This window comes from Phyllobacterium sp. 21LDTY02-6, from assembly GCF_023554255.2.
In the GTDB taxonomy this organism is placed as follows: Bacteria; Pseudomonadota; Alphaproteobacteria; order Rhizobiales; family Rhizobiaceae; genus Phyllobacterium.
This window is the reverse complement of record NZ_JAMJWD020000003.1, coordinates 467533-486960: the sequence shown is the minus strand read 5'-3', so window position 1 is coordinate 486960 and position 19428 is coordinate 467533. Positions and strand designations below refer to the sequence as shown.

Below are 19428 nucleotides of genomic sequence, written 5' to 3'. Positions count from 1 at the left end.
GCAGCGCAGGTGGAACGCTGTTCCGAATAGTGGAACAGCGTTCCACCCAGTTGTTTTCAGGCGGCCGAACGGATGAGCGCCTGCGCCATGCAGTGGATGCCGCCGCCGGTCTTGGAGATCTCGCTCATGTCCACCGCAGCGACTTCGAAGCCTCTGGCGCGCAATTGCTCGATCAGCGACTTGCTGGAGGTCGGCGCGATGACTTTCGCATTGCCGAGCGACATGAAATTGCAGCCGAGATTCATCGTGTCCTGGAAGGGAACGTCGATGATCTCATGTCCCTTGGCCTTGAGCCAATCGACGATGCCGGGCTCGGTGCAGGCAAGGCAGACCGCCGTCAATTTCGGGGCGATCGGCACCACCATCAGGTCGATATGCACGTAATATTCGTCGATAAAGGCGAGTTTTGTCTCCCAGCCTTCCTTGCGGAACCAGGATTCGACCTGTCTTGCGCCCTCTTCCTGCGTTCGCGCGCCGCCGCAGCCGATGAGGACGCAACCTTCCTCGATCACGTTGAAATCGCCGCCTTCGAAGGTTCCGGCGGTCACCATGTCGTAGATCGGGATACCCAGCCTTTCATAGGTGCGGATCGCGGCGTAGTTCTCGCCCCGGCGCCACCAATTGGCCATGGCCGTTATGATCGCGCCATAGGGCGTCATGACACTGGAATCGCGCGAATAGACCTGCATCGGCAGTTCCGGTTCCGGTTCGTGCCAGTGGATGCGCACGCCGAAATGTTCATAGGCCGAGACGAGTTCCTTGTGCTGCGCCTGCGCGACCTGGATATTGCACGGGGCCTCGCGCAGATGCTTGCGGGAGAGCGAACTCGTCGCCATGTGCCGCAGGAAGGCCGGCGAACCGAGCAGCACGTCGGTGAGCGGGTCGGTCTCGTTGCGAAACCCCCACTGCTTCAATGGCGCCGTGCCGCCATTGGGATTGCGGCGTTTCAGCGTGAATTCGTCGGAAAAACCCTGTTCATGGCGTGTCATCGGCGTTGCTCCTCATGTTCGTTCGGGATGCACCATTCGCGGCCTCGTTGCGTGGAAACATATTCCGGCCAGCGGAACTCGATCGGCGGCCTGTAATCGCAAAGCGGCGCGATCCATTCGCTGCCGCCGATGCCGCCGCCCGTGCGCCGGATGAATTCATCCATGGCCCTGTCGCGCGCCGAACCATCCTCGAGCAGGCGCAGCGCCGCAAGCGCCACTGTCCTCGCCGCCACATTCACCATGGGGTCGATGGTCTCGGGCATGCCGCCCAGCGCATTCATCACCCAGCCCGGATAGACGAAGCCCTTGGGCGCCTTCAATGCCGGGCGCGCAACATAGAAACGCGCCGTCGGCGCATGCCAGCTCATGTCCGTATAATCGTCCGACGTGGAATTCTTCTGCGAGGGCGGCAGGTCCTGCCGCAGGATCGCTTCCGCCACCTGTGGCTCGATCAGCCTCTCGCATTCCTCCAGGAAAGGCTCATCCATCGCTTCCAGCCCGACATTCGCCTGGATCTCGCGGGCAAGCGCCTTGGCGCGCTCGTCCCAGCGCGGCGCACCGACGGAACTCAACGCCTCCCATGTGATCTCGGCCATGGCGTGGTTGGCAAGGCCGGGCCTCGACTTGCAGACCCAGTGCCGTTCCATGCGGCAGCCGCTGAGCGCCGCCGCATGTTCGGCGTTACGGTCCAGCGCCGCCGCCACCTGTTCCGCCATAGCGATCGTCGGCACGCGGATCATGTACTGGATTTCAGCCAGCCCCGCCGGCAGATTGTCCGCCGTCGCCTGGCCGGCCGTCAGGATGGCCTCGCTGATCGACCAGCCGCCCTGATGGGGAAGCATCGAATCCCGCAGCGACTTCGATGTCATATACATCATCATCAGCGCATCATTGGCGCCCGGGGCGCGGATCGCCGAATGCGACTGCGGAATGGGTGCGCCGTCGCTGCGGCCCCATAGTTCGGGCTGGTCGCAGACGAACCGGTAGATCATCGAATAGGCCGCGCCGCAATGCGTATCCCAGCGGACGGTATTGCACATGGGCAGCATGTAGAACGGATGGAACGAAATCATGCCCGCCAGCCCGTCATAATAGCCCTTGGCAGCATGGATGGGCTTCGAGCCGCGCACCTTCTCTGCGGGTTCCCCGGTGAAGCGCAGCGTTCCCGCCATGCCGTGTCGCTCCATCGCGGCCTTGGTGGCAAGCAGGCCGCCAAGGCTGGAAATGCCGAGCGCCGAATGCGGGTCGGTATGTCCGCCGGCGTGGACATTGAGGCCCGGCCGCGGCTCCTGGCGGGTCGATGCGTTCTGGCAATTGCCGGGCACTGCATCATATTCGGCATACATGCCGATGATCGGCGATGTGGCGTTCGTGCCGGCCTTGTTGGTCCAATGGGCGCAAAACGCCGTCGGCATGCCGCCGGAGCCGACCTCGACGTCGAAACCTTCGCCGCGCAGAAGCTGCACATACCAATCGGCAGACTGGTATTCGCGCCAGGCCGTCTCGCCATATTCGAATATGGTCCGCGTCCATTGCGAAAGATCGCCGCGATGGTGATCGATGTGGCTGATTGCCGTTTCCGCTGCCGCTGTCGCCACGATGCGCCTCCCCTTTGGCGCAGATAACCATCTGGCACGGGCGGCAAAAAGTGATATGTTTTCGCAAAACGTGCAAATTCCATTCACCTTTCAGCCAAAGGCATAGATGCGCATCCCATCCACGCAGGCGCTTCGGGCGCTGGAGAGCTTCTCGAGGCATGGCAGCGTCTGGCGCGCCGCGGAAGAGCTTCACCTGACGCGGAGCGCAGTCAGCCACCAGTTGCGCCTGCTGGAACGCGATCTCGGCTTCCAGCTGCTGCAACGGGACGGCAAGGGCGTCGTGCTGACGCCGCGCGGCCGCAAATATGCCAATGACGTGCGCAAGGCGCTGATCGTGCTGGACGATGCCGGCGGGCGCCAGAGCACGACCGGCACCAGCGGCCCCCTGACCGTCAGTTGCACGGCCGGGTTCGCCTCCTTGTGGCTTTGCACCCATATTGCCGAATTCCAGGAGAAATATCCCGATATCGCCCTGCGCATCGTCACGCCGCGCAAACTGGACGATGTGAGCGACAGCAATGTCGATCTGTTCATAGCCTTCGGCGACGGTAACTGGCCCAACCGCTCGGTCGAGCAGCTATGCGACGTGGAGTTCACGCCGCTGTGCAGCCCCGTGCTGCTGAACAAGCTCGGCGGACTGGCGGAGCCGAAGGACCTGCTGCGCGCGACGCTGCTTCACCTCGACGATTTCGAGGACTGGACGCGCTGGCTGGCACTCGCCAATGTCGACAATCCCGATTCCGAGCGCGGCATCGTGTTTTCCGACATGAACCTCGTATTCTCGGCGGCGATCACCGCGCAGGGCATCGCCATGGGCGATGAACTGACCTGCCGGAAAGCCATGCAGGGCGGTCAATTGATCAAGCCGTTCGACCTAGCCATCAAGTCCCCGAAGTCCTATTTTCTCGTCACCGACTATGAGCGCCTGAAACATCCGGCCCAATCCGCCTTCTCGGACTGGTTGCGCTCGCGCCTATCCCAAACGCGTGGTGGTTGAGCGACCGGCTGGACGCCTCTTGAGGTGAAAATCATTCACGTGTCGCGGCAATATTATTCAATTGTCGTCAAGGGCGATTGTGCCTACGCTTCCTCCAAACGAAGGGGAAGAGGACAAGGATGCCTCAAAGCATGCACCTCAGCGACGCAAACGCCGCCGAGATCAAGGCTGTATCCATCGGCAAGACATTCGGTGCCTTCCACGCGCTGAAGGATCTGACGCTCGATATCGGACGCGGCGAATTCCTCACGCTTCTCGGGCCCTCCGGTTCCGGCAAAACGACCTTCCTGATGATCCTCGCCGGGTTTCTTGCCCCGACCACCGGCCGTCTCATGATGAACGGCAAGGACATCACCGATGTTCCGGCGGAAGAGCGGTCCTATGGCATGGTGTTCCAGGGCTATGCGCTGTTTCCGCACCTGACCGTCGAGCAGAACATCGCCTTTCCCCTGAAGGTCCGACGCCGCCCGTCGGCCGAGATCAAGCGGCGCGTCGGCGAAATGGTGGAGCGGGTCGGGCTTTCGGGCCATGAAAAGAAATTGCCGTCGCGCCTGTCCGGCGGGCAGCAGCAGCGCGTCGCGCTTGCCCGGGCACTGGCTTTCGAGCCATCCGTCCTGTTGCTGGACGAACCTTTTTCGGCGCTCGACAAGAACCTGCGGGAAATGATGCAGGAGGAAGTGAGACGCCTCCACCAGGAGACCGGCACGACATTCGTCTTCGTCACCCACGATCAATCGGAAGCGCTGGCGCTCTCCTCGCGCGTGGCGATCTTCAATCATGGCGAGCTTCTACAGATCGGCCGTCCCCAGCATGTCTATGAAAGGCCGGCAAGCCGGTTCGTGGCGGAGTTCCTCGGCGAGATCAATCTGCTGCCGCTCGAAGATTTCAGCCTGAACGGCGACCGGGCCGAGGGACGGTTCGAACAACGGACGATCGTCCTGACCGCCAATGGAACCGCGCCGAAAAGCGGCGGCGTCGCCGCGGTGCGGCCCGAACATATGCGCATCTCGTCAAGAAGCGGTGCCGATGGCGAGAATTCCGTTGCCTGCACGATCGAAGCCGAGACCTATCTCGGCGGCTCGACGAAATATCATCTGCGCACCAATGGCGGCGTCGGTCTCGCCGTATCGATGCCCACGGTGAATGCCGGCAATATCACTTCGAAGGACGTGTGGGTATCCTGGCCCGCAGAGCAAGGTTTCTTGCTGCCCGATGGGAGTTAGGCAGACGGAATCTGAAACGAACATAACGATCCAGAGGGAAAAAACATGGACAATGCCTTTCAGAAAGACTGCCTGGAAATACTGGCCAGCAAGGTGGACAAGGGCGAGATCAGCCGGCGCCGCTTTACCCAGATCGCGGCGATGCTGCTCGCCGGCGGACCCGCTTTGCTCCGCGCCACCGGCTCATACGCCCAGGCGAAGGAACTGGTGCTGGTCAATTGGGGCGGCGATGCCATGACCGCCTATGACAAGGCCTACGGCCAGCCCTTCACCAAGGAGTCTGGCGTCGCTGTGAAGATGGATGGCTCCGGTCCGACCGAAGGCGCGATCACGGCGCAGTTCAAGAGCGGCAAGCCGAGCTGGGATCTCCTCGACATCGACCCGTTCTCCGGGATCTCGCTCGGCAAGCAGGGAATGCTGGAGCCGATCGACTACGGCATCGTCGACAAGAACAAGATGCGGCCGGGCTTCGGCTGGGACACGGCGGCATCCACCTACTTCTTCTCCTATATCATCGCCTATGATTCATCGAAATTCGGCGACCAGGTGCCGACCGGCATGGCCGACTTCTTCGACGTGAAGAAATTTCCCGGCAAGCGTTCGATGTACAAATGGGGCGCCGCCATGTGGGAAGCGGCGCTGATGGGCGATGGCGTGGCACCGGAGAAGCTCTATCCGCTGGACCTGAAGCGCGCGCATGACAAGATCGCCTCGTTCAAGGAAAATGTCGTTGCCTATTGGGGCGGCGGCGCGGAGAGCCAGTCGGTCCTGATCGACGGTGAAGCCTCCATGGCACTCATCTGGTCGACGAGGGCGCAGCTGATCGAGCAGGATTCCGGCGGAACGATCAAGTTCATCTGGGACCAGGGCCTCATCTCGCCCGGCGCATTGGCGGTGATGAAGAACAATCCGGGCGGCAAGGACAATGCGATGAAATTCATCGCCAGCGCGCAGACGCCGGAGCGCCAGCTCGAAATGTTCAATCTTCTCGGCCAGGGCCCGGCAAATCCTGCCACCGATGCACTGATCCCCGAGGACAAGAAGCGCATCAATTGCGTCGATCCGGCCAATATGTCGAAACAGGTTCCGCTGGACATGGAATGGTATGCCGAAAACTACGGCAAGGCTTTCGACGAATATACGAAGATCATCTCGTCCTGAGCATGAGGGCCGGCGCGGCGGCCATTGCCCGCGCCGGCCGTCCATCCGTCCATCCATGAATGACAAGGAACGCATGTGAACCCGGCTCTCCTCAGGAAGCTCCTTCTGCTTGCGCCATTGCTGCTCTTTCTCGGGCTGGCCTATGTCGTGCCGTTCCTCGGGGTCGTGCGCTGGAGCTTCACCCTTCCCGAGCCGGGCATCGGGCAATACAAGGCGCTGCTGACCGACCCGCTGGTGCATTCCGTCTTCATCCGCACGCTGCGCATCTGCCTGGCGGTGACGGTGCTGTCGCTGGCCGCCGCCTATGCCATCGCCTATGTCTGGGTTCGCGGCAGCCGGGTGCAACGCATGCTCGCCGAATTCTGCATCCTCGTCCCCTTCTGGATTTCGGTGCTGACGCGGGCTTTCGGCTGGCTCGCCATGCTGTCCAACCGCGGCCTGATCAACAGCTGGCTGCAATCGGCGGGCATCATCAGCGAGCCGCTGGCTCTCGCCCGCAACGAACTCGGCGTCATCATCGGCATGACGCATTTCCTCATACCTTTCGCCGTCTTCCCCATCGCCTCCGCCATGCGCAATGTCGATGAACGCATTCTTCTGGCGGCGCGCGGCATGGGTTCGTCGCGGACCCGGACATTCTGGACGATCTTCGTGCCCCTCACCTCGGGCGGGATCATCGGCGCCGCCCTGATCGTCTTCGTCTTTGCGCTCGGCTTCTTCGTCACGCCCGCCATCCTCGGCGGTGGACGCAGCGTCATGGTCGCCGAACTCGTCTATCTGCGCATATTCCAGAGCCCGGACTGGGGACTGGGCGCCGCGATCAGCGTTGCGCTCGTCCTCGTCATCGGCATCCTGCTCGCCTTGTTGCGGCGCTTCATCAAACCTGCGCATCTGGTGGGCTGATCATGGTATCGACGCGACCCGGCCCCATCATCCTCCTCCTCGCGACGGCAGTGGCGCTGTTCCTGCTCATGCCGCTGCTGGCGGTGATACCCGTATCGTTCACCCCTGCCCGCTTCCTCTCCATGCCCAGCGGGACATTGTCGCTGCGCCACTACCAGGCCCTGCTCGACAATCCCGCCTGGGGGCAGAGCATCCTCCTCAGCCTGAGGATCGGCATAGTGTCGAGCCTGATAGCAACCGCGCTCGCCACCCTGTTCGGCCTCGGCATCTGGATGCTGCAGCCGAGGTTCTCCGCGATCCTGATCGGTTTCGTCCTGCTGCCGCTCGTGGTGCCGCCCGTCGTCTCGGCAATGACGCTCTATTTCCTGATGACCGCACTTTCGAGCTTCAACAGCTGGGTCGGCTACGACACCTGGCTCGGTGTCGCCCTCGCCCATGCGGTGATGACCACGCCCTTCGCGGTCGTGCTCATCCTCGTCGCGCTCTATCAGGTCGACAGGCGTATCGACCTTGCCGCGCGCGGCCTCGGTGCAAACCTTGCCACCCGCGCCGTCCGCATCATCATCCCCAACATCAAGTTCGGCATCCTGACCGCGGCGCTGCTGTCCTTCGTCCTTTCGTGGGAGGAGATCGGCGTGACCCTGTTCATAACCAGCGTCAACGCCATCACCCTGCCGCGGCTGATGTGGATGGGCCTGCGCGACAATATCGACCCGGCCATCGCGGCGATCTCCGTCGTGCTTATCGTCGTGACCGCCATCATCCTCGCCGCGCGCATCTATCTCGAGCGCCGTACGGATTCGGACCCGCAATGATCGACGAACACATTCTGGACAGGCTGCGCGCCATCGTCGGCGACCGCAATCTGAAGACCGGCGATGCCATAGGCCTGCTCGACGGCGGTGCCGATCCGCGCAATCTCGATGCGGCGGTGCTGGTCAGCCCGGCCACGGTGGACCAGGTTTCGCGGATTGCCGCGCTCTGCAACGAAAGCGCCATAGCTATCGTCCCGCATGGCGGGCGGACCGGCCTTGTCGGCGGCGGTGTCTCGCGCCCCGGCCAAATCATCCTTTCGCTGTCGTTGCTGGCCCAGATCGAGGAAATATCCGCGGAGGCCGGCATTGCGGTGGTGCAGGCGGGGGTAACGCTGCAGGCGTTGCAGGATGCAGCCGCGCAGCACGGACTTTCGCCGGGCATCGATCTTGCATCGCGGGGAAGCGCCACCATCGGCGGCATGATCGCGACCAATGCCGGCGGCATGGACGCATTCCGCCACGGCACGATGCGCCAGCGCATATTGGGGCTGGAAGCCGTCCTCCCCGACGGGCGCATCATGCGCGACATGGCCAAGGTCGCCAAGTCCAACGAAGGCTACGATCTGAAGCAATTGTTCATCGGCTCCGAAGGCACGCTCGGCATGGTGACAAGGGCGGTGATCAAGCTCGTCCCCCGCGAACGCCACACGGCCACCGCGCTCGTCGCCTGCAGCAGCGTCACCGCCGCGGTCGGCCTGTTCCACGAGCTCAACGTCAATCGCGAGCTTGGCCTCCTGCGCTGCGAATTCATGGTAGAGGACTATTTCGGCCTCGCAGCGCAAACGCTCGGTCCGCCGTCGCTCGCGCAGTTCGCGCCGGCACCGGCCTACCTGATCGTCGAGAACGATGCCAATGACGCGTCGCGGGCGCAGGAGCAGCTAGAAGCCGCACTGACCGCACCGCTCGAAAGCGCCGCCGTCATCGACGCGCTCATCGCCCGCAATGGCAAGGAACGGTCCGAGATATGGAACATACGCGAAGACAGCAATGTCGTTAACCGCATCCACCCCACCAGCCTGTGGTTCGATGTCTCGGTGCCGCTCGATGCTCTCGATGCCTGGCTGGACGGCTTCTACCAGCGCCTCGCGCGGATCGGACTGTCAGGCTTCGTGTTCGGCCATCTCGGGGATGGAAATCTCCATGTCGGCATCGCCGGCGTCTCCAGCCCTGCCGACAAGGATGCGGCCAAGGCGGCGCTTTATGGCGATCTGCGCGCGGTTGGCGGTTCCTTCTCGGCCGAACATGGCATCGGCAGCGAGAAAAAGACCGAGCTCGGCGCCTATGCCGATCCGGTGAAATTCTCGCTGATGCGATCGGTCAAGACCCTTCTCGACCCGCGCGGAATAATGAACCCCGGCAAGATATTCGACTGAGGCCGTGGCTCAATTGCCCACGGTGCTGGCGAGGCGCATGCCCGTTGCCGCGTCGAAGAGATGCGCCTTGGCGGCATCGAGCGCGATATGGATGGTCTCGTTCGGCTTGATCGAATGGCGTTCGCGGAACAGGCAGGAAATATCCTGTTCTCCAAGCTTGCCTACGACCATGATCTCCGACCCCGTCGGCTCGACCACATCGACATGAACCGGAATGCCCGCCGGAACCAGGCTGATATGCTCAGGGCGCAGGCCATAGATGGCGTCGCCGGAAAAGCGAGCGGCATCCTTCGGCATGGGCAGCTTGACGCCGTCTGCGGTGGTGAATCCATCGCCGTCGGCCTTGCCACGGATGAAATTCATCGCCGGGGAACCAATGAAACCGGCGACGAACAAATTCGCCGGTTGATCATAAAGATCGAGCGGCGAGCCGATCTGCTCGACGAGCCCGTCCTTCATCACCACGATCTTGTCGGCCATGGTCATGGCCTCGATCTGGTCATGGGTGACGTAGACTATCGTCGTGCCCAGCCGCTGGTGCAGCCCCCTGATCTCGCTTCGCATCTGGACGCGCAGCTTCGCGTCCAGATCCCGCTGGCGCTGGCCGCCCGACAATTGACGCGGAAACCTGTCGAGCAGCTTTTCGAGGCCGAGGATTTCGGCGGCCCGGCCCACCCTGCTCGCCTTCTCTTCCCTGGCGGCTTTCTTCAGCATCAGGGCAAAGCCCATATTGTCGGCCACGGTCATGTGGGGATAGAGCGCGTAATTCTGGAACACCATGGCGATGTCGCGTTCCTTGGCCGGCAGATCGTTGACGACGCGGTCGCCAATGGCGATCTCGCCGCCGGTGATCTCCTCGAGCCCGGCGATCATCCGCAGAAGCGTTGACTTGCCGCAGCCGGAAGGCCCGACGAGGATGACGAATTCGCCATCTTCGATATCGACCGAGACGCCGTGCATCACGTCCACATTGCCGTAGGTTTTCGTAACGTCTCGAATGGATACAGAGGCCATCGGCTTTCCTTTATGTCTGATCAGCCGCCCTTGACGGCGCCCGCGGTCAGGCCGGCGATGATCTGCCGCTGTGCGAATATTGTGAGGAGCAGGACCGGCAGGGTCACGATCAGCGCGGCGGCAGCCAGGGGGCCCCAGCTGACCTGCTCGAATGACAGCATGTTATAGACGGCGACCGGCAGCGTGCGTGTCTCACGCCCGGCGAGCACGATGCCGAACACGAAATTGTTCCAGGAGAAGATGACCGCAAGGATGAGCGAAACCACGATGCCGGGCTTGGCTATGGGCAGCGCCACCATGCGGAAGACCTGCCAGGATGTGGCGCCATCGATCATCGCCGCCTCTTCGAGCTCGATCGGCGTGGTTTCGAAATAGCCGATCATGATCCAGATGACGATCGGCACGGTCACGACGAGATGAATGATGATCTGCGGCCACAGCGTGCCAAGCAGGCCGAGCCCCTGAAAGAGCAGGAACAAGGGAATGAGATAGGACAGGCCCGGGGTCATGCGGGCAATCATGATGACGATCGCCGATTTGTCGGCGCGCAGGCGCGCGATGCCATAGCCCGCCGGGACGCCGACAAGCAGGGCGAGCACCGTGGCCGCGCCGGTGACGATGAGGCTGTTCCAGAAATAGAGCAGGAAATCATTCGCCGCGAAGATCTCGGTGTAGTTAGACCAGGCGAATTGTTCCGGAATGAGGATCGGAGGATAGGCTCCGTTGTCGATCTCGTATTTCAGCGACAGCGAGAGCATCCACAGGAAGAAGAAGATCGCCGGCGACACGATGACGAAAACGAGGAAAGCGGTGCCGAGGATCTTCAGCGGTTTGATGCGGCGACGCGCCATTGTCCTGCTCCTCAGCTGTTCCATTTGGTCCGTTGCCGCAATGCCAGAAGGGCGAGCGACATGGAAATGATGACGATGAAGAACACGACGGCGATCGCCGAGGCGTAACCAATGTCGTAATAGGCGAAGGCGACATTATAGAGATAGATGTTGATCGTCTCGGATGCCGTGCCCGGCCCGCCCTGCGTCATCGCGAAAATGATGTCGAAGCTCTTCAGCGCATCTATCGACCGGATGATCACCGCCACCATCATGAATGGCAGGATCATCGGCAGCGTGATGTAGCGGAACTTCTGCCAATTGCTGGCGCCGTCGATCTCCGCGCTTTCGAAGGGATCGCGCGGCATGGATGCCAGTCCGCCGAGGACGATGAGCATGATGAGCGGCGTCCATTGCCAGGTCTCGACGAGCACCAGCGAAGGGATGACCGTATTCTGGTTGAATATCCATTCCTGCGGCCCGATTCCGAGGAAGGACAGGAGATAGTTCAGGACGCCCAGTTGCGGATGGTACATCATCGTCCAGACCAGCGCGACCGCGACCGGCGTCGCCATCATCGGCATGACGAAGATGCCCCGCAGCAATCCGCGCATCGGAAGCTTCGTATCGAAGACCAGCGCTGCCAGGGTGCCGAGGACCAGCGGCGCGATGACGGACAGGACGGTATAGATGACCGTATGGACCATCGATTCCCAGAAGCGAGCGTCCGAGGCCAGGCGCGAGAAATTGGCAAGGCCGACGAAACGCTGGCCGCTGCCCACCTGCCATTCATTCACGCTCATCCACAGCGTGAATGCCCAGGGAAACACGATCACCGCCCCAACGATGACGAGAGCTGGAATAACGAAGGGCCAGTAGCTCGGCTTCAAGCGGCTTCTGCGCTTTACCGGCGGTTTTGTACGCCTCGATGCGCTCATGGTTGGGGCGGCTGATGTCATTGGCCCTCACTGCGGGCGAGTATCGGGCGGAATTCCTCGGTGGCGCGCTTCAATTCCGCAGCCGGATCGGCGCCGCCGAGCATATTGGTCAGACCGACGCCCATGATGTCACGGAATTCGGTAACGGGGACGATGACCGGCAGGCACAATTTGCTGACCTTTGCCGATTCCGACAGAACGTCGACCCATTCGGACGGCATGGTCACGCCCTTGCGGACCTCGGCATCGTTCAGGATGGAATTGCGGAACGGCACGCCTGAGCCCGTCTGGAGAAGCCGCGCACCCATTTCCTTCGAGATCGCCCACTGGCAGTAGAGATAGGCGGCCTCCTTGTTCTTGGATGCTTCAGTGACGCCGATACCATCGCCAAAGGTTGGAGCAGCCTGGGCGTTCGGGCCTTTCGGCATCAATCCGTAGCCAACCTTGCCGACGACGCGCGACTTCTGCGGATTTTCGAGCGGCGGTGCAAAACCGATGCCGTCCAGCCACATCGCAACCTTGCCTTGCAGGAAGCTCGACTGACATTCGGCCCAGTTGAAGCCGGTGACGCCGGGAGGCGCCGAATTGGTCATGAGGCGCTGATACATCTTGGCGGCTTCGATAGCCTCCGGCGTATCGGTGAGAAGCTGGCCGTCCTCGATCGTGCTCTTGCCGTAGCCGAGCATGAGGCTTGCCCAAACCGGCGTATTGGCGTTCTTCATGCCGCGCGCCACGAAACCATAAATGCCGTTGTCCTTGTCGGTCAGCTTTTCGGCCGCCGCGACCAGCTCGTCGAAAGTCTTCGGATATTCGACGCCCTTGGCGGCAAACAGGTCCTTGTTCCAGTAGACGATCCAGTAATCGACCGAGAATGGCAGGCCACCGAAACGGCCATCCTTGTCCTTGGCGAAGGCAAGACCGGCTTCGGCGAAATCGCTCTCGGTCAGCGAAGGATCGGTCAAGCTCGGATCTTTCAGGAAGCCCGACAGGTCGGCGAGCCACTTGCCCTTCTCGAACTGGCGCTTCTGCACGTGATAGCTGATGTGGACGACATCGAAGCTCGGTTGGCCCGAAGTCAGCTCGATCACCGCCTTCTGGCGCTGCTGCTGTTCCGGCGTCTGCTCCGCATTGACCTTGATGCCTGTCAATTCCTCGAATTCGCTCTGATATTTCTGGAGAATATCACCGCGCGGGCTCTTGATGAGGTTCACCTCGATCGTCGTGCCGGCATATTTCTTCCAGTCGACATTGGCCAAAGCCGGCTTCAGGCCGGTTATTCCTGCCGCGCCCAGGGCCGCCGTGCCGGCGAGAAACTGGCGGCGCGTCGGCCGCATGAATTTGGTGTGCATGGTTTCCTCCATTGTTATCTCCCGGGCGGCAACTCCCATTCCCGCGCGGGATGTTTTAGATTTTCAAAGCCAGATTGCGCGCATTGTTGATGTGAACGGCAATTGCATCCATGGCTGTCTGCGGGTCGCGGCTCTCTATCGCCGTCAATACGGCCAGATGCTCCCGCATGACCGGAACAACCCGGCCGGTAATGCGGAATCGCTCCTGGTTGATCAGGCGCATCTTGATAGCATTGATCCGATAGGCCCGGGCGATGATCTCGTTGCCAAGCGAATCGATGATCGTTTCATGCAGGTTCCAGTCGATCGCCTGTGCCCGCAATTCGAGCTCCGGCGTTTCAGCCGCTTGCAGCGCTTCGTCCAGCGTATCCTGGTGCTCCTTGCGCAGCCTGGCGAGAAGCTCGTCCGGCGCCGACTGGCAGAATAGCGCGACCGCCTCCTTTTCCATGAAGAGGCGGAACTGAAACGCCTCGCGGATGAGATTGAGGTCGATATGGGCAATCTGGATGCCACGCTGCGGAATGGTCTTCACCAGCCCTTCGGCCTCGAGGCGGGGCACCAGTTCGCGGATAGCGCCAAGCGGCATGCCGGTCATCGCCACCAGCTGGCGCTGCGAGACGAACTGGCCCGGATTTATATCGCGAGCAAGCAGATGTTCGGTGAAGCTGGCATAGGCCTTTTCCCGCAATCTTACCGGCTCGTTGCCGTCGTCCATGCGTTCCTCCCTCCGCCGATCGCCGGCTATTCCACTAGGCTGCCGAAGCCCGGAACAAGCGGTCGAAAATGCCGCGCAGCCGATTTGCATCCGATACCGGGATCGATTGCAATGGCGCCCGCGCCCGCCGCCAGCCATCATCGCCGGTCTGGTGCGCGATCAATGCCTTCACTGCCGGGATCACCGGAAACTTGACGATCTCGTTCACGGCATCCACGACGGACTGGTCGTCCCGCCCCTCCGCCGCCATCACCGACAGGCGATCCGGATAGATATTCGCAAGGCCGGATATCGCCCCCTGCCCGCCGAGGCGCACACCCGCCGACAAGGAGCGCTCGTCGCCGATCAATATCGCTATATCCCGGTGCGCCGCAAGCAGCGTCTCGGTGTAGGGCCAGTTGCCGGACGAATCCTTGACGCCGGCGACTGCGGCCGGGAATGCCTCGCGCAATCTGCTGACTAGCGCGACGGAGATTTCCACCGCCGTGACCGAGGGAATATTATAGAGGATGATATCGCGGCAGCCGGCGCCGACATGGGTGAACACCGCTGAAAACCATTCGAAAAGCCCGTCGTCGCTCAGGTTCTTGAAGTAGGATGGCGGGGCCAGGAGTACGCTACGGCACCCTGCATCGAGCGCCTGACGCGTCTGTTCGGCGGCATCGACATAGGAATTGGCCATGACGCCGATAACGATCTGCCGTGGCTCGATGCCGCCGTCGATAAACGCCCTCAGGAGCAGGCCACGCTCCTCTTTGCTGATCGAGGACCCCTCACCCGTGGTTCCAAACAGCGTGACACTGCCGCAGCCATTGTCCAGGCAGAAATCGGCATGTTCGAGCGCCTTGCCCGTATCAATGCGCATCGCGCTGTCAAATGGCGTTGCAAGCGCGGCGGATAGCCCAAACCGATTGACGTCAGACACTTTGTCCTCCCATGTCCATAGGTGAACACTAACTGACATGTTAGTTGAATGTCAACCTGTTGCAACCACCGATAGGTCTCATCGCCGAGCGGACAGGAATGCCTCCACTTCGGCGACTGTGGGAGCACCGGCACGCCCGCCGAACCGCGTGCATTTGATGGCGGCCGCGGCGCTGGCGAAGCGGATGATCTGGTCGATCGGCTGGTTCTGTGCGAGGCCCCAGGCGAATGCCCCGTGGAAAACATCGCCCGCCGCCAGCGTATCGACGCTCGCCACGTCGAATGCCGGCATATGGACGACGCCATTTCGCGCCTCGTCCCACCAGCAGCAGCCCTCCGTGCCGCCGGTGACCGCGACGAAAGTACCGGCGCGGCCATATCGGGCCGCAAGCGCCGTGGTGGCGTGGACAATATTGGTTTCACCGGTAACCACTTGCGCAGCCGGTTCCGAAGCAACGATGTGAGTAGCGAGCGGCAACAGGGTTTCGAGCACTTCAAGCGGCGCGGTGTCGGCATCGAGAACAGATTTCACGTTCGCTGCCCTTGCCGCCTTCAAAGCGGCTACTGCCGCCAGCGGCCACCGCACATCCGTCATCACGACGTCGAACGTGTTATCTACAGGCGGCGTCGCCTCAGGCATCGACAACAGGCGCTTGTCGTAGAACGGCACGATCATGCGCTCGCCGGCCGCATCGACGAAGATCGAAGAGAATGCGCTGCGGGCGTCTTCCACGCGCCGCACATGGCGACAATCCACCCCCTCGCCTTCAAGCTCGGCGACGAGACGGTCGCCCACCGCATCCTTCCCCGCCGACGCCCAGAGCGCGACCTTGCCGCCGAGCCGCGCAATGCTTGCCGCCGCGCTCGAGGCCATGCCCGCAGCGATTTCGACGGCTTCCGAGGGGATGTATTTTCCCGGGCCCGGCGGCAGCGCATCCAGCCGGAATATCGTATCGAGCGTCAGCGCGCCCACGCACAATATCTGCGGTTTGGTACCCATCATGATGCAGCCAGCCTGTCCGGAAATTGCCCTCGAATGCGCCGATCTACGGCACAGACGGTTTAGCGCCTGCCTCTTGCCGCTGGCAACAGCCATGCGCGCTGAAAGTTCGAACGAAGCTTTCGCGGAATTCGTCCATTCGCGGCCTTGCCGAGCCGCCGGCCGGCCGCATGCCCCGCGACCAATGCTTGCCATCAAGGCGATCCAGCAACATCGCATCATCGGCGACGATATGGATAGGCACCGCGCGCGATGCCGTGTCTCCGGTGATGATCGGGGCGGGCTGATGGTCGCCGAGAATGACGAAGACCGTATTGCGGCCATGCCGCGCCATATAGGATCCGACGGTCTGCAAGGCATAGTCTATCGTCGCGATATAGTGAGCCCGAACCCGATCATTGTCGCGCCACACCAATTCTGGCGGGTCGCCCGCGACGGCCTGTTCGTCGAATTCCGAGCCATCGCCGATCCGGGACCAATCGAGCAATGTCGGGACAGGCGTCCACGGCGCATGGCTGGATATCAGGGCGATCTCGGCCATGACTGGCCGGTGCCCGGGGCCGCGCTCCCGCTTCTCGAACGCCGAGAGCGTATATTGATCGGGCATGGTCACCCAGTTGAACGGCTTGCCCCGATAGCCGAGGTTCTTCGCCGCATAGACCATATCGTAGCCGAAATAACGGGATTCGGGCCAATCCATCGTGATCGCGGGCATGACGGCGACGCTGCGCCAGCCAGCCTGGCGGAACAGCGAATTGAGGCTCGCCCTGCCGCCGCCGATCATACGGTCGTAGCGCTGCTGGCTGTCGAGCCAGAGACCGGAAAGCAGCGTGCCATGGGCGAGCCAGCTAAGACCGCCGACCGTGGGCGAAACGAGCCATCCGCTGCGCGAACCAAGTCCCGCCTGCGCCAACTCTCCTTCAATGGCAGACAGCCGGCCGGCAATCCGTGCGGCATAGCGGGGATCGCGTATGGCGACCTCGCCATAGGATTCGACGAAGATGAGCACCACGTCGCGACCCCGAAGCGCCCCGAGAAGATCGCTATCGGCAATATCGGCGAGCGGATCGGCGCCGATCGTCCTGTCGAAGATCGCCATGTCGGCGATGGATTGGTGGACCAGATCGACGCGGCTCTTGAGGGCGTACAGCATGTTCGGCCGCAGCGCGACGGTACCACCGAATGTGAGGCCCAGCGCCAGAATTGCAGCCGCCGGGACGACAAGACGACGGCGGCTGATGGCAAAGAGGCCGCTCAGCGACCAGTAGAGCAGCCAGCACACGCCGACAAAGCCGAGCAAGGCAGTCGCAACCAGCAGCAAGGCCTTGATGATCCCGACCGTCGCGCTCAGCAGCCGCCATCCATCGAGGAGCAGTTTTCCGTCGAGATAGGGGTTGAATGGACGCGATATCGCTGAAAATACGCCTATATCGGCGAGCTTCAGCAAAAGAACGAGGGCAAAAACGGCAGTCAGCACGATCCGGCCCGCGCACTCGTAACGGCCTCGAACCAGTGTCGCCGCCAGGATGACGAGGATGATTTCAGCCGGCACTGCCGCGAAGGCAGGAAGCGTGAATTGATCCAGCCGCAGCGGCAGGTTCGCGATCACGATGCAGATGAGCAGCGCCAGTCCGGCGCGCAGCCAGCGACTGTCCACCATCAAACGACAGTTCTGCCGGCGCGCAGCAGATGGAACACATCGATGCCGAATGAATAGACCAGTGCGCCGAGGCAGGCCGCCGCAAGCCACCCTGATGCCGGCGGCACCAGGACAGGCGTGACCATCAACCCGAGCGAAGCAACCTGCAGGACGCAGATAACCTTGCGGCGCATCGAAGGCGCAAGCTCCGCCCGCAACCGTGGAGAAAGCCACTGCGCCAGCAGGAAGACATAGCGCATCAGGCCGATCAGCAGCACCCACGCGCCGGCCTTGCCGAGGACCAGCGCGACCAGCGACAGGACAAGGATGAGCGCCGCATCGACCTCCATGTCGTAGCGCGCGCCGAAGGGCGACACGGTAGCGCGCTGCCGGGCGAAATAACCGTCGACGCCATCAAGACCAAGGATGAGCAATATCAGAGCCGCCAGGCTCCATAGCAAGCCGCTGTCGAATGAAGTGCTTTCGGCAACGCACAGCCCCGCCAGCAGGCAGACCATGCCGGCACGCAGCGTAGTGACGGTATTGGCGGCCCCGAAACCCTTGTGCGGGAGCGTTGCCGAGCCGAGCCAGACAAGCCATGCGAGCAATGCGGCAAGCGACATGCAGAGCGGCGCGTAATACCAGGGCAGAGCCAGCCGGTCATGCAGCCAAAGCGCGGCCGCTGCAACGCCGAGCCATGTGCCGGCCAGCACCAGAAACCGCTCATGTTGCCAGACCCAGGGGCGAAAAGCGTTCAGCGCCACGGATCCGCTCTTTTTCGCAGGTCCGTGCTTCGCCAGTTGCTCCGTGTCCGGCCATATCGTCATCGCAGCCCTCCCGATAGTGGCTGATTGTAGCAAACGCACCTGAACTTGTGCGATTCAATAAAAAGTGGTCACCTGCGCAAAGATGCCCTTCTCAAGGCCGGCAAAAACCTTAACCTGCCCGTCAGTGACGAGACCGGCGGACTGAATCGGATGACGGACGAACCACCTGCCCGCGCTTTATGGATCGAAGGACAGGGCAAATGCGCCCTCGTTGCCGAGGAAATCGCCGCCCCTGCAGATGGCGAAGTGCTGATCCGCGCCCGCTATGGCGGCATCAGCCGCGGTACCGAATCGCTGGTATTGAGCGGCGGCGTTCCCGAGGACCAGTTCACGGCGATGAAATGCCCCTACCAGGCGGGCGAATTTTCCTTTCCGGTCAAATATGGCTATTGCGTCGTCGGCACGGTCGAGGCCGGGCCGGAAAGGCTGCTCGGCCGCACCATATTCTGCCTTCACCCGCACCAGTCCGAATTCATCGTTCGGGAGGCGGACGTGCATGAGATTCCGGACGGCGTTCCGCCCGGCCGGGCCATACTCGCGGCCAATATGGAAACCGCGCTGAACATCGTCTGGGACGCGGGACTATTGCCGGGAGATCGCGTCGCGGTGTTCGGTGCCGGCGTGGTCGGCCTGCTGACCGCCCATATAGCCTCGCGGGTTCCCGGCGCTGAGGTGACGCTGGTCGACATCAATCCGCAGCGCCGCGAGATATCCGCGCAACTCGGCATCGGCTTTGCCATGCCGCCCGATCTGCCGCGGGAATGCGACCTGCTGATCAACTGCTCCGCTTCGGAGGCGGCATTGTCCGAGGCTCTTGCATGCGCCGGCGTCGAGGCACGCGTCGTCGAAGCCAGCTGGTACGGCGACAGGGCGGTGAACCTCAAGCTCGGCGGTGCGTTCCACGCCCGCCGGCTCTCGATCGTCAGCTCGCAGGTCGGCACCATCCTCTCCAGCCGATCCAGGCGGTGGACGCCGGCGCGGCGCATGGCGAAAGCCCTTGAGCTGCTGAAGGATGCGAGGCTCGACCTGTTGATTTCAGGCGAGACGCGCTTCGGTGCATTGGCGGAAGCCTATGCCGAGATCATCGCTTCGCCCGCCACGCTTTGCCATCGAATAGTCTATTGAAGGTAGCC

At 62.2% G+C, this 19428-nt stretch carries 18 protein-coding genes; 7 read left to right on the top strand and 11 right to left on the bottom strand.

What is annotated here, in order from left to right:
- Positions 1-56: 56 nt before the first annotated feature.
- A complete protein-coding gene (locus tag M8997_RS13760) occupies positions 57-989 on the bottom strand; it encodes a dimethylarginine dimethylaminohydrolase family protein (protein WP_250018849.1) in 933 nt (310 codons plus the stop codon).
- A complete protein-coding gene (locus M8997_RS13755; protein WP_250018850.1) occupies positions 986-2587 on the bottom strand; it encodes an amidohydrolase in 1602 nt (533 codons plus the stop codon). The genes M8997_RS13760 and M8997_RS13755 overlap by 4 nt, the downstream gene beginning before the upstream one ends.
- Before the next feature lie 106 nt (positions 2588-2693).
- On the opposite strand from M8997_RS13755, the gene M8997_RS13750 reads away from it, so the two are divergent.
- The 6 genes from M8997_RS13750 to M8997_RS13725 all read left to right on the top strand — a co-directional run bounded on the left by M8997_RS13750 (position 2694) and on the right by M8997_RS13725 (position 9059).
- Positions 2694-3584 carry a LysR substrate-binding domain-containing protein gene (locus M8997_RS13750; protein WP_250018851.1) on the top strand — a complete coding sequence of 297 codons (891 nt, stop codon included), beginning with the start codon at positions 2694-2696 and terminating at the stop codon, positions 3582-3584.
- A 119-nt stretch (positions 3585-3703) separates the two neighbouring features.
- A complete protein-coding gene (locus M8997_RS13745) occupies positions 3704-4807 on the top strand; it encodes an ABC transporter ATP-binding protein (protein WP_371929575.1) in 1104 nt (367 codons plus the stop codon).
- Positions 4808-4852: 45 nt separating this feature from the next.
- The gene (locus M8997_RS13740; RefSeq protein ID WP_250018853.1) at positions 4853-5968 is read left to right on the top strand and encodes an ABC transporter substrate-binding protein; all 1116 of its coding nucleotides are present in this window, start codon (positions 4853-4855) and stop codon (positions 5966-5968) included.
- Positions 5969-6043: 75 nt separating this feature from the next.
- Entirely contained in the window at positions 6044-6871 is an 828-nt protein-coding gene (locus tag M8997_RS13735) for an ABC transporter permease (protein WP_250018854.1), read from the top strand.
- A gap of 2 nt (positions 6872-6873) precedes the next feature.
- Positions 6874-7686 (top strand): ABC transporter permease, encoded by an 813-nt coding sequence (locus tag M8997_RS13730; protein ID WP_250018855.1) that lies wholly within the window; start codon positions 6874-6876, stop codon positions 7684-7686.
- Positions 7683-9059 (top strand): FAD-binding oxidoreductase, encoded by a 1377-nt coding sequence (locus M8997_RS13725; RefSeq protein ID WP_250018856.1) that lies wholly within the window; start codon positions 7683-7685, stop codon positions 9057-9059. Before M8997_RS13730 ends, M8997_RS13725 begins: the two co-directional genes overlap by 4 nt.
- Positions 9060-9068: 9 nt before the next feature.
- On the opposite strand, the gene M8997_RS13720 is transcribed toward M8997_RS13725, so the two are convergent.
- Genes M8997_RS13720 through M8997_RS13680 form a run of 9 tightly spaced genes read right to left on the bottom strand, consistent with a single transcriptional unit; the run spans position 9069 to position 18295 of the window.
- A complete protein-coding gene (locus M8997_RS13720) occupies positions 9069-10073 on the bottom strand; it encodes an ABC transporter ATP-binding protein (RefSeq protein WP_250018857.1) in 1005 nt (334 codons plus the stop codon).
- A 20-nt stretch (positions 10074-10093) separates the two neighbouring features.
- A complete protein-coding gene (locus tag M8997_RS13715) occupies positions 10094-10924 on the bottom strand; it encodes a carbohydrate ABC transporter permease (protein WP_250018858.1) in 831 nt (276 codons plus the stop codon).
- A gap of 11 nt (positions 10925-10935) precedes the next feature.
- Positions 10936-11841 carry a carbohydrate ABC transporter permease gene (locus M8997_RS13710; protein WP_371929583.1) on the bottom strand — a complete coding sequence of 302 codons (906 nt, stop codon included), beginning with the start codon at positions 11839-11841 and terminating at the stop codon, positions 10936-10938.
- A gap of 17 nt (positions 11842-11858) precedes the next feature.
- A complete protein-coding gene (locus M8997_RS13705; RefSeq protein WP_250018860.1) occupies positions 11859-13190 on the bottom strand; it encodes an ABC transporter substrate-binding protein in 1332 nt (443 codons plus the stop codon).
- Positions 13191-13245: 55 nt separating this feature from the next.
- Entirely contained in the window at positions 13246-13905 is a 660-nt protein-coding gene (locus M8997_RS13700; RefSeq protein WP_250018861.1) for a GntR family transcriptional regulator, read from the bottom strand.
- 34 nt (positions 13906-13939) lie between these two features.
- Entirely contained in the window at positions 13940-14869 is a 930-nt protein-coding gene (locus M8997_RS13695) for a dihydrodipicolinate synthase family protein (protein WP_252597204.1), read from the bottom strand.
- A gap of 39 nt (positions 14870-14908) precedes the next feature.
- Positions 14909-15829, bottom strand: a complete 921-nt coding sequence (locus tag M8997_RS13690) for a PfkB family carbohydrate kinase (RefSeq protein WP_250018978.1) — start codon at positions 15827-15829, stop codon at positions 14909-14911.
- 46 nt (positions 15830-15875) lie between these two features.
- Complete coding sequence (locus M8997_RS13685; RefSeq protein ID WP_250018862.1) at positions 15876-17489, bottom strand: sulfatase-like hydrolase/transferase; 1614 nt, start codon at positions 17487-17489, stop codon at positions 15876-15878.
- Complete coding sequence (locus M8997_RS13680; protein ID WP_250018863.1) at positions 17489-18295, bottom strand: CDP-alcohol phosphatidyltransferase family protein; 807 nt, start codon at positions 18293-18295, stop codon at positions 17489-17491. The genes M8997_RS13685 and M8997_RS13680 overlap by 1 nt, the downstream gene beginning before the upstream one ends.
- A gap of 150 nt (positions 18296-18445) precedes the next feature.
- On the opposite strand from M8997_RS13680, the gene M8997_RS13675 reads away from it, so the two are divergent.
- Positions 18446-19420, top strand: a complete 975-nt coding sequence (locus tag M8997_RS13675; RefSeq protein ID WP_250018864.1) for a zinc-binding alcohol dehydrogenase — start codon at positions 18446-18448, stop codon at positions 19418-19420.
- Positions 19421-19428: the final 8 nt, after the last annotated feature.

Bases quoted from the DNA above. Each gene is read 5' to 3' on its own strand.
- M8997_RS13760 (WP_250018849.1), bottom strand. From the start codon at position 989: ATGACACGCCATGAACAGGGTTTTTCCGACGAATTCACGCTGAAACGC.
- M8997_RS13750 (WP_250018851.1), top strand. From the start codon at position 2,694: ATGCGCATCCCATCCACGCAGGCGCTTCGGGCGCTGGAGAGCTTCTCG.
- M8997_RS13745 (WP_371929575.1), top strand. From the start codon at position 3,704: ATGCCTCAAAGCATGCACCTCAGCGACGCAAACGCCGCCGAGATCAAG.
- M8997_RS13740 (WP_250018853.1), top strand. From the start codon at position 4,853: ATGGACAATGCCTTTCAGAAAGACTGCCTGGAAATACTGGCCAGCAAG.
- M8997_RS13730 (WP_250018855.1), top strand. From the start codon at position 6,874: ATGGTATCGACGCGACCCGGCCCCATCATCCTCCTCCTCGCGACGGCA.
- M8997_RS13725 (WP_250018856.1), top strand. From the start codon at position 7,683: ATGATCGACGAACACATTCTGGACAGGCTGCGCGCCATCGTCGGCGAC.
- M8997_RS13720 (WP_250018857.1), bottom strand. From the start codon at position 10,073: ATGGCCTCTGTATCCATTCGAGACGTTACGAAAACCTACGGCAATGTG.
- M8997_RS13715 (WP_250018858.1), bottom strand. From the start codon at position 10,924: ATGGCGCGTCGCCGCATCAAACCGCTGAAGATCCTCGGCACCGCTTTC.
- M8997_RS13710 (WP_371929583.1), bottom strand. From the start codon at position 11,841: ATGAGCGCATCGAGGCGTACAAAACCGCCGGTAAAGCGCAGAAGCCGC.
- M8997_RS13705 (WP_250018860.1), bottom strand. From the start codon at position 13,190: ATGCACACCAAATTCATGCGGCCGACGCGCCGCCAGTTTCTCGCCGGC.
- M8997_RS13700 (WP_250018861.1), bottom strand. From the start codon at position 13,905: ATGGACGACGGCAACGAGCCGGTAAGATTGCGGGAAAAGGCCTATGCC.
- M8997_RS13695 (WP_252597204.1), bottom strand. From the start codon at position 14,869: ATGTCAGTTAGTGTTCACCTATGGACATGGGAGGACAAAGTGTCTGAC.
- M8997_RS13690 (WP_250018978.1), bottom strand. From the start codon at position 15,829: ATGGGTACCAAACCGCAGATATTGTGCGTGGGCGCGCTGACGCTCGAT.
- M8997_RS13685 (WP_250018862.1), bottom strand. From the start codon at position 17,489: ATGGTGGACAGTCGCTGGCTGCGCGCCGGACTGGCGCTGCTCATCTGC.
- M8997_RS13680 (WP_250018863.1), bottom strand. From the start codon at position 18,295: ATGACGATATGGCCGGACACGGAGCAACTGGCGAAGCACGGACCTGCG.
- M8997_RS13675 (WP_250018864.1), top strand. From the start codon at position 18,446: ATGACGGACGAACCACCTGCCCGCGCTTTATGGATCGAAGGACAGGGC.